The organism is Geobacillus thermoleovorans (assembly GCF_001610955.1).
Classification (GTDB): domain Bacteria; phylum Bacillota; class Bacilli; order Bacillales; family Anoxybacillaceae; genus Geobacillus; species Geobacillus thermoleovorans.
In genome coordinates, this window is record NZ_CP014335.1 from 1,696,687 (window position 1) to 1,710,107 (window position 13,421).

The window sequence follows — 13,421 nt, forward strand, 5'->3', positions numbered from 1 at the left end:
TCATAGCGGATTTCATGGTTTGTTTCTACTTTTTGCATCGTTACTGCCCGGCGAACAGCTGCAATTGTTCAAGTGATGAAACCATATACGGCACCATCTCCGGCAAATCGGCGGCGTTTTCCTCATAAATGAGGCGTGCAAATTCGACCACGGCTTCATTTTCATACGGGCCGCGTTCATGTGGAAATGGAAAGCGGAGCGTTTGCCGGATGATTCGCTCCTCCCCCCAAATCGTCCGCAGCGTTCCTTCAATGAGCGCACAAACGGACGAGCGGCGAACCGGAAGGGTAAACAGAAGAGCGAGCCGACAGCCGGCCCGGCCGTGATAGAGCCGCTCATTGACCAGCTCAGCAAAATCAAGCGAAAGCCGCGCGGTGCAGACGACGAGCGGATCGGGCGCATCATTCAGCCGAAATGAAATGGCGTACTCCCGAAACAAACGGGCCAAATCGACAAGGTCGCGGCGCTCGACCACGGCAATGCGCCCTTGCAAATCCGCGTCATATACCGCCCCTTCCAACACCGTTTTTAAATTGTCAAAGGCTGTCGGATCCAATCGGAATTCCCCCTTTTTGTTCACCAGCTGTTTAAGGTCAAAAAAATCAATTGAAGAATGTTGACAAAGTTTTTATAATTAAGGTATTTAGTAACGAGACAGAAACGGAGGGGACACCATTGCCAATCAACATTCCAAAAGACTTGCCGGCGAAAGAAATACTCGAACAGGAAAACATTTTCGTGATGGACGAAGAACGGGCTTACTCCCAAGACATCCGGCCGCTCAACATCATCATTTTAAACTTGATGCCCGAAAAAGAAAAAGCAGAGACACAGTTGCTGCGGCTGCTTGGCAACTCGCCGCTGCAAGTGAACGTCACCTTTTTGCGCCCGGCGACCCATGAGCCGAAAACGACAAGCAAACATCATTTAGAACAATTTTACACGATTTTCCCGCACATCCGCCATCGCAAGTTCGACGGAATGATCATCACCGGAGCCCCGGTCGAGCAATTGCCGTTCGAAGAAGTTACGTATTGGGATGAGCTGACCGATATCATGGAATGGACGAAAACGAACGTCACGTCAACGTTGCACATTTGTTGGGGAGCACAAGCTGGCTTATACTATCACTACGGCATTCCGAAATACCCATTGCCGGAAAAATGCTTCGGTGTGTTCAACCATACGGTGGAAGCGAAAAACGTGAAACTATTGCGCGGTTTTGACGATGTGTTCCGCATGCCGCACTCCCGCCATACCGACGTCAAGCGCGAAGACATCGAAAAAGTGCCAGATCTCACAATTTTGTCCATGTCCGACAAAGCCGGCGTTTGCCTCGTTGCATCGAACGACGGGCGCCGCATTTTCTTAACGGGTCATCCAGAATATGATGCGACAACGCTCAAAGAAGAATATGAACGCGACTTGGCGAAAGGGCTGCCGATTCACATCCCAGAATCATACTTTCCCAATGATGACCCAAGCCAGCCGCCGCTGAACACATGGCGCTCGCATGCCAATTTACTGTTTGTCAACTGGCTGAACTATTACGTGTATCAAGAAACGCCTTATGAATGGGAATGAAATCAATATATGCAATCATTTCACTTGAACCATCCCGAAAAAACGCCTTGCTGAAACATATGCAAGGCGTTTTTCTCATTTTGGCCGATTGTTTTCGTGTTTCGACAATCGCCCTGTTCTTTTAGTTTTTTTTGACATACAATACGATAGATTCCACCAGGAGGTGAACATGATGGGCGCTTGGCATGGAAACAGCTTTGCGTTGATTGTCGTTCTGTTTATTTTGTTGATTATTGTTGGATGTGCCTGCTTGGGCGGATATGCCTACTAACCGAAATCACTGATTGCCTTCATCCGGCCGCCGTGTTTGCCAGCATCCGGCCGGCTTGCAGCGGGAAAGCGGGAACACGAACGCTTCCCGCTTTTTTTATGCTGGGCTGTAGACAACCATGCATAGGAATGAAGGCATCGTCCATGCTAAACGTATGACAACGGCAGCCAAAGGAGGTGGAGCTCATGACGAAACGCCCAAACAACGGCAGCCGCAATCAAAACGCGCCAACGCAAGATCCGATGGCCTTGCTTCGCGGCCCGGTTTCCGGCGATAACAGCAAAGGACGTCGGCAAAACAAAATCCAAAATGACAAAACCGATGAAAATGCCTAACCTGCAAAAAAGCGGCCGTTTTTTAGCCGCTTTTTTGCTTCTAAAATTCAATCCCTTTCATCGCGGTCCTTCCTTGTTCATAGTCATGCTTGATGAGCTTCATTTCCGTAACGATATCGGCAGCCGCCATCAGCTCAGGGCGCGCCGCGCGCCCCGTGATGACAAGATGGAGCGACGGCGGGCGCGTGCGGATCAGCTCGAGCACCTCGCTGACTGATACGATATCTTCAACGGGAAAGCGGTCAATGACCAACACATTGTTCAGTTCATCGAGCACAATCATATCATACCGTCCGGAATACACATATTCTTTGGCCACCGCCCAGGCACGCTTCAATGCTTCCCGGTGGATGTCCGGCGTTTTCGTCCATGTGAAGCCGGCGCCGAGCTGACGGACGTCGACGCCAAGGCGCTCTAGGGCCAACTGCTCGCCGTATGTTCGTTCCGGCGATTTCAAAAACTGCAAAACCGCGACGTTCATTCCCCGGCCGACGGCACGCAGGGCAAGCCCCAATGCGGCCGTCGTTTTTCCTTTTCCGTCGCCCGTATAAACGATGACACGCCCGCTACGACGAGGCGTCGGCATCGACCACGCCCCCTTGCCGCTCCGGAAACCATTGGAGCGTCTCACGCAGACGAACGACATCGCCGATGATGATGATGGCCGGATGGGAAATGCCCGCCTGTTCCGCCTCGTCTGACAGCGTCGAAAGCGTCGCCGCCACCGTGCGCTGCCGCTCGGTCGTCCCCCATTCAATGATGGCCGCCGGCGTATCCGACGGCTTTCCGGCCGCCATCAAACGGCCGCAAATATCCGGCAAATTGGCCGCTCCCATGTAGACAATGATCGTATCGCATCCTCGAGTCAGCGCCTCCCAATCGATCCGCTCGCTCCGATGCCCGCTGACCATCGCCACCGAGGCGGCGTAATCACGGTGGGTGACCGGAATGCCGGCGTACGCCGGCACAGCGATGCCGGATGTCACCCCTGGAACGATTTCAAACGGAATTCCGGCTTTCACCAACACTTCCGCCTCTTCACCAACGCGGCCAAAAATGCACGGATCGCCGCCTTTTAAGCGGACGACCGTTTTTCCTTGTTGCGCATGCCAAACGAGCAGCTCATGAATTTGTTCTTGAACCGTGTCATGTTTTCCCGGCTCTTTGCCGCAGTAAAGAAGCTCAGCGTCCGGCTTCGCGTAGCGCAGCAGCTTACGGTTGATGAGTCGGTCGTAAATAATGACATCCGCCCGTTCTAGGCATTCGCGGCCGTAAACCGTGATGAGCTTTTCATCCCCCGGCCCAGCGCCGACTAAATACACTTTGCCGACGGTCATCGCCCCTTCTCCCCTTTCGCATTGGCCGTGGAAATGCCCGCCGAGGCGAACGTCGCCATTTCGTTCACCATCGCCATTGCTGAAATCAAGAGCGGAAACGCTACCGCCGCGCCGCTTCCTTCGCCAAGGCGCATGCCGAGATCCAAAAGCGGCTCCTTCTCTAGCAAACGAAGGGCTATACTGTGCCCCGGCTCTTGCGAACGATGGCCGGCAATCATATAGTCTGTGACGTTCACGGCAAACTGGCGGGCCACAAGGGCAGCCACTGTGCAAATAAAACCGTCAAGCAAAATCGGGATGCGCCGTTCGGCGGCTGCCAGCATCGCCCCGGCCATAGCAGCGATCTCCAACCCGCCGATTTTCGAAAGCCATTCAAGCGGCTTCGCCGGATCCGGCCGATGAAGCAAGAGCGCCCGTCGGATCACGTCCTGTTTATGGGCAAGCATTTCCTCCTTAATGCCGCTTCCTTTGCCAACGATGCGCTCAAGCGGCTCATCGGTCAACGTGGCCAATAAGGCGCTCGCGGCGGTCGTATTGCCGATGCCCATTTCGCCGACAATGAGCGTGCGGACGCCTTGTTCAATGATGGACGCCGCCTGTTCGTAACCGACATGAAGCGCCTGTTCGGCCTCGGACGGCGTCATCGCTTCCGTTTCCGCGAAATTGTTCGTTCCCGGGCGCACCTTTTTCTGAATGACGCGCTCATCAGCAATCGGCACGGCGACACCGACATCAATCACCTGAAGCAACGCGCCGATTTGCCGGCTGAAGGCGTTGATCGCCGCTCCGCCGTTGGCAAAGTTGTACACCATTTGCGCCGTCACTTCGGCCGGATAGGCAGACACCCCTTCTTCCGTGACGCCATGATCGGCCGCAAACACGAGCACTCCGGGCGGAGTGACGCGTGGAAGCAGCTCCCCGGTCATGCCGGCAAGCGTTGCCGCCACTTCTTCAAGACGGCCGAGGCTGCCGGGCGGTTTGGTCAATTGATCGATATAGGCACGCGCTTGTTCAACCATTTCACGGTGGATCGGTGGGATGGAAACATTCATCATGGGCGCACAATATCCCCCATCAAGCGGGAATATGCGCTTCCTCCTTTCTCGTCTATGATTGAGGGAACGCGTCAACTTTTCCATCCGAATCATGCCAACACCGTTGGCGAGGGCAAAACGGACGATTTGACGGCTGATTTTATGGTTTATATCCTTCATCCAGCAGGACTCTTTACGGCCGATTGTGCGAATCATATGGAGCTTCTTCGCTTTGCCCAACGTTCGCCGCAAAGCCGCATATCGTCGGCGAATGAAAGCGCATTGGCTGTCCTTGAAAAACAACGATTTCGTTCCAATGCTGGCAACGGCGATATAACGAAGTCCCAAATCAACGCCCATTGCCTTGGTGTCTTCCCGTTGTTGGACTTCAACTGTGATCGCGACAGCCAAATTGACGCATCATCTGTTCGATCCGCTCGACCGCCACGTGCTGGCGGACATGAGCGGCAAGCCGGTCGAACGCCTTTTCTTTGAGCGAGCGAAAGAGTCGGACGCCAGAAGGAGCGATTCCTTTTTGGCGGCGAATGTTGTTGAAAAACGCGGTGCGGAACGCATCGTTATGAAACAAATCGTGCATGTACGTGCCCAGCACCCGCTCATCACTGTGCTTCGCCCCTTCATGGCGGCCGTCCGCCTCAATAAGCGGCGCATAGCCAGGAAGCGGCGCCGAGCGGCCCATATGAATCTCGTATCCTTGCACCGAAAACCGCTCGCCCGCCCACGTAAGCATCCCTTCCGTACGGATCGTGATTTTCGTCCGCTCAAGCGTCGTTTCAATCGGCAGCAAACCAAGTCCTTTTACTTCGGGGAGCGGCGTCTCGACTCCATACGGATCGCGGATGACAGCGCCAAGCATTTGGTAGCCGCCGCATAAGCCGACGACTCTCGCTTTTCCTTCATTGACAAGCGACACAATGCGGGAAGCGAGTCCTCTTTTCTTCATATAAATCAAGTCTTCGATCGTGTTTTTGCTGCCGGGAAGCACGATCACATCCGGCGCTCCAAGCTCGTCGACGTGCGTCACCAACCGGACGCGGCAGTCCGGTTCTGCCAGCAGCGGGTCGATGTCGGTGAAATTGGCGATTTTCGGACAGCGGATGACAGCGACATCAATCGCTTCCTCTCCCCCGACAGATGAAGCAAACCGCTCAAGCGACAGCGAATCTTCAGCATCGATCGCCAAATCAGGCAAATATGGAACGACGCCAAGCACCGGCACGCCGGTGTGTTGCTCAAACCAATCGAGCCCAGGCTTAAGCAGCGCCATATCGCCGCGAAACTTGTTAATGATGACCCCAATGACCCGCTTTCGGTCCTCAGGCTCAAGCAGCGACAGCGTTCCAACGAGGCTCGCGAACACCCCGCCCCGCTCAATATCGCCGATCAACACGACCGGGGCGTTGGCGAGACGGGCGATGCGCATGTTGACCAACTCGCGGTCGTTTAAGTTTACTTCCGCCGGGCTTCCCGCTCCTTCAATGACAATCCGGTCATACTCGTTCATCAACGTTTCGAGCGACTGACGGATGACGGCCAGCCCTTGGTGGAAAAACTCGTTCCGGTAAGCGAACGCCTGCATATTGCCGTACGGTTTGCCAAGCACAACGATTTGCGATTCATGCTCGCGGCTTGGCTTAATCAAAATCGGATTCATCTCAGCGCGCGCCGCCACTCCGGCCGCTTCGGCCTGAATTCCTTGCGCCCGTCCGATTTCGTTTCCGTCCGGCGTCACGTAGGAGTTTAACGACATGTTTTGCGACTTGAACGGCGCCGTCTTCCAGCCGTCTTGGGCGAACATGCGGCAAAACGCGGTGGCGATGACGCTTTTGCCGGCATCAGAATGGGTGCCTTGAAACATAATCGGCAGCGCCTTAGCCATTGATGGTCACCTTCTCGCATTCGGCGAGCCACCGCTCAACCATCGCCGGGGCGGACGCGAAATGAAAATGGACATAGCCGGCGACAAGCCGGTGCGCCAAATAACCGTCAGGCTTCGTTCCTTTCCGGCCGCTCGTTTCGTAGGCAAACGGCGTCTCGCCCCGCGGTTCGTACACGGAATAGTGAAATTCATGCCCGCGCGCTGTTTCTCCTTCCGGCAATAGAAAATTTCCATTTCGACCGCGCACTTCGCGGTAGCCAAGCGCCGCGAGCTTCGTCTTCATCACGACCTTCCCCGGGATGACGCCCGCCATCTCATAGGCCGCACCGTCCGTCGCAACAAGCTGTTCGGTGAGAAACATAAACCCGCCGCATTCGGCCAACGTCGGCAACCCGTGTTCGATGGCGGCGCGGATCGACTGTTTGACCGCGGCTTGCCTGGCGAGCTCGGCGGCAAACTCTTCCGGAAACCCGCCGCCGATATACAATCCGTTCACCCCATCCGGAAGCGGCTCGCCGGCGAGCGGAGAAAAGTAGACAAGCTCCGCGCCGCAGGCAGAAAGCATCTCCAGATTCTCCGGATAGTAAAAATGAAAGGCGGCATCTTTGGCAACCGCCACGCGCACGCGATACGGCCGCGAAGGGCGAATGAGCGGCGCCGGAGAACAAAGGGCTGGCGCTTCTGCAATCGAAAGGAGCGTCTCCCAATCGATCGTGCGCGCCACCTTTCTCCCCAGTTCGGCAAAAAACGAATCCAGTTCGCCGCGCTCCACCGACGGCACGAGCCCTAAATGGCGCTCTGGCAGCGCCAACGCTTCGTCTTGCGTGAGAAACCCGACGACCGGCACCCCGCACGTTTGCTCGACCGCCGCTTTGACGAGCCGAAAATGCCCTTCGCTGCCGACGCGGTTGGCAAATACGCCGGCGAGGCGCACATCGGGGCGAAACGTTTGAAACCCATGGACGATGGCGGCGGCGCTGCGGGCCATGCCGGAACAATCGACGACAAGCAGCACCGGGCTTTCGGTCAACACGGCGATTTCAGCCGTCGACCCCTCGTCAGAAAGCGGCTGTTTCCCGTCAAACAGCCCCATCACCCCCTCGATGATGGCGATATCAGCCCCTTGACAACCGTTGGCGAGCACCGTTTTGACCGCTTCGCTTCCCATCATCCAACTGTCCAAGTTGCGCGCCGGCCGGCCGGTCACAGCCGTATGGTAAGTCGGATCGATGTAGTCCGGGCCGCATTTAAACCCTTGCACCGTATATCCTTGCTGCCTCATGGCCGCCATCAATCCAAGCGTCACGGTCGTTTTGCCGGCGCCGCTTCCCGGTGCGGCGATGACAAGCCGTCGCATGCCTCTTTCCCCTTTCCCTGCATGGTCGCTTTCTTTTGATGATCGATGAGCGCCACGGAAATCGTCACATTGCCGGACTTCTTTTTCACCAGCGCCAGCCGATCGGCCCCGCTGTACAATTTCGCCGCCGGCTCGCTCACCCCATACGCGCCGGTGTAGCGGTACACCGTTTCCGACGGCGCTTCGATCGACACCGTGTTCAGCTCTTCTGGCGTATACGCAACCAATTCCCATCTATATTTGTTGACTACCTCCAAAAGTCCTTGTTCATCCTTTTTCAAATCAATGGTGCACACCGCTTTGACGCTTTTCATCGAAAAGCGCAGCTCATTGAGCGTCTCATGGATGACCGCTTCGATTTCGTCAGCCGATGTGCCGCGGTTGCAGCCGATGCCAAGCGCGATTACTTTCGGGCGATACAAAACGCCGTTTTGCAAAATGGCCTCTTCTTCCGGCGCAAGCAGGCGATGAGTGACCACAAGCGCGGCCGCCGGGCGGGCAGCGAGCGCTTCCGCGATCGAGCCGTACACGGCAATGTTTTTGGGCAATGGCCGCCCTTCCGGCCACCAGCCGGTTTCCCCCGACTCTTGCACGATCGCGACAGGCTCTTCATTCACGACCGCGGCGCTCACCGGCGTCAGCTTGTCAGCTGATTCCCATTCCCAGCCGAACTGGCGACCGAACAGATCGACGGCGATTGTCTGCTGCACGTCAGAAGCGGTCGTAATAACCGGGCGGGCGCTTAAAATGGCAGCAACGCGCCGCGTCAGTTCGTTCGCTCCGCCCAAATGGCCGGAAAGAACACTGATCACATGTTCAGCCTTATCATCGATCACCACGACCGCAGGATCGGTCTTTTTGTCTTTTAACAGCGGAGCGATCATCCGTACGACAGCGCCGAGCGAAATGATGCAAATGAGTCCGTCATAGCGGGCGAACAACTCCGGCAACAAGGCCCTGACGTTGCCGGAAAACAAGCGGATCCCGTGCTTGGCTTCATCGCCGCGGGCGAATTTATCCGTATAATAAACGTCCGCTCCCGCAAGAGCGCCTCCAAGGCGTCGGGCGATCTCGACCCCGTGTTTCGTAATGGCCACGACAGCATAGGCGCCGTGTCTTTTGTTGTTCGCGGCAGCAACTCCCACCTTACTTCTCCCCCTTTCGATATCCGTGCGTAAACGTGCGGTCGTACAGCTTCGAACGGTAGCCGCGCTCATGAATATGGGGATCGAGCGCCCAACCGGCCAACATGATCGCGTGTTTCGTCACACCATGGCGCCGCATATCGTCAGCCATTGTGGCAACGGTGGAACGAATCACGACTTCATCCGGCCATGTCGCCTTATAGACGATCGCGACAGGCGTATCACCGCTCCAGCCCGCTTCAAGGAGCGCCGCGCTTACTTTTTTGGCAAGCGTCGCGCTTAAAAAAAGAACGAGCGTGCAATGATGCTGCGCCAGCTCCTGCAATTTCTCACGCGGCGGCATCGGCGTCCGCCCCTCGGCGCGGGTGAAAATGACCGTCTGCGTCAATTCCGGAACGGTGAGCTCCGCCTGCACGGCGGCCGCGGCGGCAAACGCCGAACTGACGCCGGGGACGATTTCCACTTCAATTCCTTCTTCTTTCAACAAGGCGATTTGCTCAAGCGTCGCCCCGTAAATCGATGGATCACCGGTATGGACGCGCACGACAAGCCGTCCTTGTTTCACTTGCTCCGCCATTGCCGCGACCATTTCTTCTAAATGCATGCCGGCGGTATGGAAAACGTCAGCATCCGGCTTCCGGTAGCGCTCGATCAATTCCGCGCTCACTAGCGAGTCGGTGTAAAAAATGGCGTCGGCAGCAGCGAGAAGCTCGGCGCCGCGAACCGTGATCAAATCCGGCGCTCCCGGCCCCGCCCCTACGATATACAGCTTCACTTTCTCACCACCATCAATGTCAAATATTCGAGTTCCGCTCCGTCGAGCTCCTCGACCTTCCACACGACTTCCTCGCCGGACGTCACTTTCGTCACAACAGCGGCGCGATGAAGCAAATCGAGTTCCCGCAACAGACGAACCAGCAAATCGATCACTTTCGCCACTTTAAAAAAGACAACGCAATCGTGCTCAAGAAGCACTGCTTTCATCGCCTCAACATCGTCGCGGGCGGGCACGATCGCCACGGTTTCATCACCATCCGCCAGCGGCAGACGAAGCCTAGCGGCAGCAGCGTTGGCCGAACTGACGCCGGGGACGACTTCAATCGGCGCTTCCGGATAGCGGCGCTCCATTACGTGCATCAAATGGATGAACGTGCTGTACAACAGCGGATCGCCTTCGGTCACAAACGCGACATCGCGCCCGGCCGACAGCTCCGCCCAAATGGCGTCCGCCGCCTCGTTCCACTTCGGCTCAAGCAAGGCTCGGTCTTTTGTCATCGGAAAATGCAGGCCGAGCCGCCGTTTTTCCTCTGGCGCAAAATACGCATCAATAATTTGTTCCGCATAGCTTTTGCTTTGCCGCCCTTTTTTTGGATAGGCGATGACATCCGCTTCTTTTAGGCGGCGGTATGCTTTCACCGTCATGAGCTCTGGATCGCCCGGGCCAACACCGATGCCGTACAACGTGCCGGTCATTCGTCTCCCTCCCGCTTGGCTGTCATGATATACACCGGATTGAGCGCCTCAAAGCGCGTCAACTCTAAAATGGGCTTGCTTCGCGACACTTGCGCGAGCGTGATGTCAACATGAAATCCACGGCTGCGCAGCTCGCAGCCCGCTTCAGCAAGCGTCTCAACCGTTGCCGCGTTGATCACGATGCGTCCATTTTTCTTCAGCCGTTTCGCACAGACGTCCAACAACGGCGACATCGCGCCTGACGTGCCGCCGATAAAGATGGCATCCGGGTCGGCAAACTCATCGAGCCGATCGGGCGCCCTGCCGTGCACAAGCGTGATGTCAACGCGGAATTTGCGCAAGTTTTGCCGGCAAATCTCGAGGTCGTATTCATTTTTTTCAATCGCAAACACCGCCCCGTCGCGGGCGATTTTCGCCGCTTCAATCGCGACCGAACCGGTGCACGTCCCAATGTCCCAGACGACGCTGTCCGGGCGCAAGCGCAAGGCGCTTACACTTAAGACGCGAATTTCTTTCTTTGTAATCAGCCCTTTGTCCGGCTTGCGTTGGAAAAATTCATCATCGTCAATGCCGAGCGGCCAAATCGGACCAGGAGCGGTTTGCCGCAAAATGACTATATTTAATGGAAGAAACTCGGTTTCTGCCATTTCTTCTAGCTTGAAAAACCGGCATCGCTCATTCGGCCCGCCGAGCTCCTCGCCGACAAACGCCTCATATTCCGTCATGCCGTACTCGAGCAAATAGCGGGCGATGGCGGCCGGCGAGTTCGTCTCATCGGTTAAGATGGCGACTTTGCGCCGCCCGTCGACCCGCTGAGCCAAACCGGTGAGCGGCCGGCCATGGACGCTGACAAACGCCGCGTCTTGCCAAGACTCGCCCATTTTCGCAAACGCCCATTGCACTGAGCTGACGGCCGGATACACGTCGATCGGCAATTTGCCGGCCAAATAGCTGCCGATGCCGTAAAAGAGCGGATCGCCGGAAGCAAGCACGACCGTGTTGCGCGTCTCATGGCGGAGCCGCTCCACCAGCTCCGCCAGTCCGCGGCGGATGATGATCGTTTCTCCTTTGTATTCAGGAAACATCGCCAGCTGCCGTTCGCCGCCGACAAGCAGCTCGCTTTCATCAATCCAGCGTCGATACAGCTCAGGAAGACTTGCTTGCCCATCAGCACCCACACCGATCAACTTCATCGTCCCCATCGGTCTGCACCGCCTTTCCTAATTGTTGTCCGTTCATTGTGTAAATGGACGTCGCCACCGTCAGACCGCCTCCCACTTCGTGAAGCGCCGCCTGGCAGCACGCTTCGCACAAAAGCTCGAAAAACTTCATGCAACCGGCCTCTTGCATCATGTCGCCGACTTGCGCCGCCGTATTCGCGCCGCGCACCGCAGCCACCAGTTCTGGGCCAGCACCTGCCTGCTCGGCGATGGCAGCCAAAAAGCCAAAGTCGACCGGGGCGCTTTTCGAGTGCACCATCATCACTCCTTGAGCGACTTTCGAAAATTTCCCCATCATCCCGACCATCGACACCATCTTGATGCCAAGCCGTTTGCATTGTTTCAGCGTAAAGCCGACAAAATCGCCCATTTCGATAAACGCTTCTTCCGGCAAATGTGGATATTCTTGCATGGCGTATTTCTCACTCCGCCCCCCGGTCGTGATGACAACATGGCGGCAGCCGTTCGCTTTCGCCACTTGAAGCGCCTGCACGATGCTCGCCCGGTAGGCGGCGGTGGAGAACGGAACGACGATGCCGCGCGTCCCCAAAATCGAAATGCCGCCAATGATGCCTAGTCTCGGGTTCAACGTTTTTTTGGCGATTTCCTCGCCGCCGGGCACAGAAATGACGACCTTCACCCCGCGATGTAGACCGTATTGCGCCAGCACTTCATTGACGGCTTCGCGGATCATTTGCCGCGGCACTGGATTGATCGCCGCTTCCCCGACCGGCACCGGCAAGCCGGGTTTGGTGACGCGTCCGACCCCTTCACCGCCGTCGATATGAACGCCCGGCGACGAGGCCCACGAGACAGTGGAAACGATGAGCGCGCCGTGCGTCGCATCTGGGTCATCGCCGCCATCCTTCACGACCGAGGCCGTCGCCGTTTCGCCATCGAACGAACAAGAGGCGAGCGAAAAGGTCACCACCCGCCCGATCGGAATCCGAATCGTCGCCTCCGCCTGCACTTGGCCAGTGATGAGCGCCGTGAGCGCGGCTTTCGTTGCCGCTGTCGCGCACGATCCGGTCGTATACCCTTCACGCAGCGTTTTTTTCGTTTCCATCGTTCGTCACGCTCGCTCGGCGAGCAGCGATAAAGCATTCAAGGCAGCGACGGTCACGGTGCTTCCTCCTTTGCGGCCGCGGTTGGTGATGAACGGCACATCGAGCTTCGCCAATTCTTCTTTCGATTCCGCCGCCGAGACGAATCCGACCGGCAAGCCGATCACCAATCCCGGCCGCGCCTCTCCTTCTTTGATGAGGCGAATGAGCTCCAATAACGCTGTCGGAGCGTTGCCGATGGCAAAAATGCCGCCTTCCGCTTCTTTCACCGCTTTGCGCATAGCCACAATCGCCCTCGTCGTATTCAACCGTTTCGCTTCAGCGATCACGTCTTCATCAGAAATATAGACGCGCACCGCGCTGCCGAACTTCGCAAGCCGCGCTTGATTGACGCCGGCTTGCACCATTTGCACATCGGCGACGACGAGCTTGCCGCTGCGAATGGCATCAATGCCTGAGCGGATCGCATCCGGGTGGAAAATGAGGCTTTTGCCCAGCTCAAAATCAGCCGATGCATGGATGACGCGCTGAACGATTCGGTATTGTTCTTCTGTAAATGAATGCTCGCCGATCTCTTCATCAATGATTTGAAAGCTGCGCGCTTCAATTTGTTCCGGCTGCACCGTCGCCGGACGAAATGTTGTATGGAAGTCCATGACAATTCTCTCCTTTCTTCATGATCGCTTGCATGAGCGGCCGCT

At 56.7% G+C, this 13,421-nt stretch carries 15 protein-coding genes; 3 read left to right on the plus strand and 12 right to left on the minus strand.

Going from position 1 to position 13,421, the window contains the following annotated elements; all coding sequences use genetic code 11:
- Positions 1-40 precede the first annotated feature (40 nt).
- Positions 41-556 carry a hypothetical protein gene (locus tag GT3570_RS08540; RefSeq protein ID WP_014195889.1) on the minus strand — a complete coding sequence of 172 codons (516 nt, stop codon included), beginning with the start codon at positions 554-556 and terminating at the stop codon, positions 41-43.
- Between the two features lie 119 nt (positions 557-675).
- Here GT3570_RS08540 and metA point away from each other — a divergent pair, with 119 nt between their 5' ends.
- The 3 genes from metA to GT3570_RS18720 all read left to right on the plus strand — a co-directional run bounded on the left by metA (position 676) and on the right by GT3570_RS18720 (position 2,190).
- A complete protein-coding gene (gene metA / locus GT3570_RS08545) occupies positions 676-1,584 on the plus strand; it encodes a homoserine O-acetyltransferase MetA (protein ID WP_014195890.1) in 909 nt (302 codons plus the stop codon).
- A gap of 172 nt (positions 1,585-1,756) precedes the next feature.
- A complete protein-coding gene (locus GT3570_RS17930; protein WP_011231280.1) occupies positions 1,757-1,855 on the plus strand; it encodes a YjcZ family sporulation protein in 99 nt (32 codons plus the stop codon).
- 185 nt (positions 1,856-2,040) lie between these two features.
- On the plus strand, positions 2,041-2,190 hold the full coding sequence (locus tag GT3570_RS18720; protein ID WP_011231282.1) for a hypothetical protein: 150 nt from the start codon (positions 2,041-2,043) through the stop codon (positions 2,188-2,190).
- Between the two features lie 40 nt (positions 2,191-2,230).
- On the opposite strand, the gene cobO is transcribed toward GT3570_RS18720, so the two are convergent.
- The 11 genes from cobO to GT3570_RS08600 all read right to left on the minus strand — a co-directional run bounded on the left by cobO (position 2,231) and on the right by GT3570_RS08600 (position 13,376).
- The gene (gene cobO, locus GT3570_RS08550) at positions 2,231-2,776 is read right to left on the minus strand and encodes a cob(I)yrinic acid a,c-diamide adenosyltransferase (RefSeq protein WP_044731379.1); all 546 of its coding nucleotides are present in this window, start codon (positions 2,774-2,776) and stop codon (positions 2,231-2,233) included.
- Positions 2,757-3,527, minus strand: coding sequence for a uroporphyrinogen-III C-methyltransferase (gene cobA, locus GT3570_RS08555; RefSeq protein WP_013523805.1), 771 nt, complete (start codon positions 3,525-3,527; stop codon positions 2,757-2,759). Before cobA ends, cobO begins: the two co-directional genes overlap by 20 nt.
- Positions 3,524-4,582 (minus strand): nicotinate-nucleotide--dimethylbenzimidazole phosphoribosyltransferase, encoded by a 1,059-nt coding sequence (gene cobT / locus GT3570_RS08560; protein ID WP_081823184.1) that lies wholly within the window; start codon positions 4,580-4,582, stop codon positions 3,524-3,526. Before cobT ends, cobA begins: the two co-directional genes overlap by 4 nt.
- A gap of 367 nt (positions 4,583-4,949) precedes the next feature.
- Positions 4,950-6,461, minus strand: coding sequence for a cobyric acid synthase (locus tag GT3570_RS08565; protein WP_020278836.1), 1,512 nt, complete (start codon positions 6,459-6,461; stop codon positions 4,950-4,952).
- Entirely contained in the window at positions 6,454-7,818 is a 1,365-nt protein-coding gene (locus tag GT3570_RS08570; RefSeq protein WP_062898628.1) for a cobyrinic acid a,c-diamide synthase CobB, read from the minus strand. Before GT3570_RS08570 ends, GT3570_RS08565 begins: the two co-directional genes overlap by 8 nt.
- Positions 7,764-8,963 (minus strand): cobalt-precorrin 5A hydrolase, encoded by a 1,200-nt coding sequence (locus GT3570_RS08575; RefSeq protein ID WP_008880161.1) that lies wholly within the window; start codon positions 8,961-8,963, stop codon positions 7,764-7,766. Before GT3570_RS08575 ends, GT3570_RS08570 begins: the two co-directional genes overlap by 55 nt.
- A 1-nt stretch (position 8,964) precedes the next feature.
- The gene (gene cobM, locus GT3570_RS08580) at positions 8,965-9,738 is read right to left on the minus strand and encodes a precorrin-4 C(11)-methyltransferase (RefSeq protein ID WP_011231288.1); all 774 of its coding nucleotides are present in this window, start codon (positions 9,736-9,738) and stop codon (positions 8,965-8,967) included.
- Complete coding sequence (cobI, locus tag GT3570_RS08585; RefSeq protein WP_008880159.1) at positions 9,735-10,436, minus strand: precorrin-2 C(20)-methyltransferase; 702 nt, start codon at positions 10,434-10,436, stop codon at positions 9,735-9,737. The genes cobM and cobI overlap by 4 nt, the downstream gene beginning before the upstream one ends.
- Positions 10,433-11,638 carry a bifunctional cobalt-precorrin-7 (C(5))-methyltransferase/cobalt-precorrin-6B (C(15))-methyltransferase gene (locus GT3570_RS08590; protein WP_031206571.1) on the minus strand — a complete coding sequence of 402 codons (1,206 nt, stop codon included), beginning with the start codon at positions 11,636-11,638 and terminating at the stop codon, positions 10,433-10,435. The genes cobI and GT3570_RS08590 overlap by 4 nt, the downstream gene beginning before the upstream one ends.
- The gene (locus GT3570_RS08595) at positions 11,604-12,722 is read right to left on the minus strand and encodes a cobalt-precorrin-5B (C(1))-methyltransferase (RefSeq protein WP_014195897.1); all 1,119 of its coding nucleotides are present in this window, start codon (positions 12,720-12,722) and stop codon (positions 11,604-11,606) included. Before GT3570_RS08595 ends, GT3570_RS08590 begins: the two co-directional genes overlap by 35 nt.
- Positions 12,723-12,728: 6 nt before the next feature.
- On the minus strand, positions 12,729-13,376 hold the full coding sequence (locus GT3570_RS08600; protein ID WP_014195898.1) for a precorrin-8X methylmutase: 648 nt from the start codon (positions 13,374-13,376) through the stop codon (positions 12,729-12,731).
- Positions 13,377-13,421 lie beyond the last annotated feature (45 nt).

Excerpts from the sequence above, each read along its gene's own strand:
- GT3570_RS17930 (WP_011231280.1), top strand. The coding sequence starts at position 1,757 with ATGGGCGCTTGGCATGGAAACAGCTTTGCGTTGATTGTCGTTCTGTTT.
- GT3570_RS18720 (WP_011231282.1), top strand. The coding sequence starts at position 2,041 with ATGACGAAACGCCCAAACAACGGCAGCCGCAATCAAAACGCGCCAACG.
- cobO (WP_044731379.1), bottom strand. The coding sequence starts at position 2,776 with ATGCCGACGCCTCGTCGTAGCGGGCGTGTCATCGTTTATACGGGCGAC.
- cobA (WP_013523805.1), bottom strand. The coding sequence starts at position 3,527 with ATGACCGTCGGCAAAGTGTATTTAGTCGGCGCTGGGCCGGGGGATGAA.
- cobT (WP_081823184.1), bottom strand. The coding sequence starts at position 4,582 with ATGATGAATGTTTCCATCCCACCGATCCACCGTGAAATGGTTGAACAA.
- GT3570_RS08565 (WP_020278836.1), bottom strand. The coding sequence starts at position 6,461 with ATGGCTAAGGCGCTGCCGATTATGTTTCAAGGCACCCATTCTGATGCC.
- GT3570_RS08570 (WP_062898628.1), bottom strand. The coding sequence starts at position 7,818 with ATGCGACGGCTTGTCATCGCCGCACCGGGAAGCGGCGCCGGCAAAACG.
- cobI (WP_008880159.1), bottom strand. The coding sequence starts at position 10,436 with ATGACCGGCACGTTGTACGGCATCGGTGTTGGCCCGGGCGATCCAGAG.
- GT3570_RS08590 (WP_031206571.1), bottom strand. The coding sequence starts at position 11,638 with ATGGGGACGATGAAGTTGATCGGTGTGGGTGCTGATGGGCAAGCAAGT.
- GT3570_RS08595 (WP_014195897.1), bottom strand. The coding sequence starts at position 12,722 with ATGGAAACGAAAAAAACGCTGCGTGAAGGGTATACGACCGGATCGTGC.
- GT3570_RS08600 (WP_014195898.1), bottom strand. The coding sequence starts at position 13,376 with ATGGACTTCCATACAACATTTCGTCCGGCGACGGTGCAGCCGGAACAA.